The following is a 1,574-nucleotide window of genomic DNA, read 5'->3' as shown; positions in this document are numbered from 1 at the left end:
AGGATGGCGTTTTTTATGTCTGTTTCTGTGTCTGATGAATTACAACTATTTGCTCAAGAGATTCAAAGTTTTTTATCTCCAAATACCTTACGGGATCTTGCTAAAGATGTTGGTTTTGTACAACGAACTAGTAAATACCAAGCAAAAGATTTAGTCGCTTTATGTATATGGATGAGTCAAAATATCGCTACAACCTCTTTAGCTCAGTTATCTAGCTGTTTAGAAGCATCCACAGAAGTACTCATCAGTCCAGAAGGACTGAATCAACGGTTTAATACATCAGCTGTTCAGTTTTTACAACATATATTGACTAACCTTCTAAATAAAAAATTAACTTCATCTATGCCACTTTCTTCTCCATACACCTCTGTTTTCAAGCGTATTCGCATTTTAGATTCCACTGCATTTCAGCTTCCAGATATATTTTCAACCATTTATCCTGGGGCTGGAGGATGTAGCCATACTGCTGGGATGAAAATTCAACTTGAATATGACCTATTAAGCGGACAATTCCTACATATCCATACAGGTCCAGGAAAACAACATGATCGAACCTATGGTTCTCTGTGTGTTCCAACTGTAACACCAAATGATTTATGTATCCGTGATTTAGGGTATTTTCATTTAAAAGATCTTCAACATATACAAGATAAAAAGGCTTACTATATCTCTCGTATTAAATCCAATACACGTATTTATCAAAAAAATCTCACACCTGATTATTTTCAGGATGGAAGAATCAAGAAAGGTACAGAGTATATACAGATAGATATGGAGGTATTAATGAAATCTCTTCAACCAGGGCAAACCTATGAAATATCCGATGCTTATGTAGGAATGACTGATAAAGTACCAACTCGTGTGATTGTTCATCGACTTACAGATGAACAACAACAAAAACGATTGCAAGATCAAGCTGTAAGAGAGAAAAAGAAAGGAATAAAGTATTCCCCTCGTAGTAAACGTCTCAGTGGTATCAATGTATATATGACAAATACCCCTACAGATACTGTCCCGATGGGACAAGTACATGATTGGTACTCTTTACGTTGGCAAATCGAGATTTTATTTAAAACATGGAAATCATTCTTTCAAATTCACCATTGTAAAAAGATAAAACGAGAAAGATTAGAATGCCATTTGTATGGGCAACTGATCGCCATTCTCCTCTGTTCTTCTACTATGTTTCAAATGCGTCAATTACTTCTTATGAAAAAGAAACGAGAGCTGAGTGAATATAAGGCCATATATATGATTAGAGATTATTTTTTTCTTATTTATCAAGCCATACAGAAAGACACCCAAGAATTATCAAAGATTCTCATTCGCCTGTTCAACCTCCTACAGCAAAATGGGCGAAAATCTCACAGATATGAGAAGAAAACAGTCTTTGATATATTAGGTGTCGTTTATAATTATACCATTTCTGAAGATCAAGCGGCCTAATTCAAAAAATGAAACCCGATAGGGTTTATTTCGCATGCAAACCTTTAAATTCTCTAAGCCTGGCTTTTAGAAAAAAGAAATAATCTCTACTATACTTGACATTGTATAATCTTAGCTTGATAGCGATG

1 protein-coding gene is annotated in these 1,574 nt (G+C 34.8%); it reads left to right on the top strand.

Annotated elements, in window-relative coordinates:
- Nucleotides 1–15 precede the first annotated feature (15 nt).
- Nucleotides 16–1,446, top strand: a complete 1,431-nt coding sequence (locus CER22_RS30990) for an IS4 family transposase (protein WP_088610502.1) — start codon at nt 16–18, stop codon at nt 1,444–1,446.
- The last annotated feature ends 128 nt before the right edge of the window (nt 1,447–1,574 follow it).

The organism is Bacillus sp. K2I17 (genome assembly GCF_002209985.1).
Taxonomy (GTDB): domain Bacteria; phylum Bacillota; class Bacilli; order Bacillales; family Bacillaceae_G; genus Bacillus_A; species Bacillus_A wiedmannii.
Note: the sequence above shows the minus strand (reverse complement) of the source record. Positions and strands in the feature narration are given on the sequence as shown.

Excerpts from the sequence above, each read along its gene's own strand:
- CER22_RS30990 (WP_088610502.1), top strand. The coding sequence starts at position 16 with ATGTCTGTTTCTGTGTCTGATGAATTACAACTATTTGCTCAAGAGATT.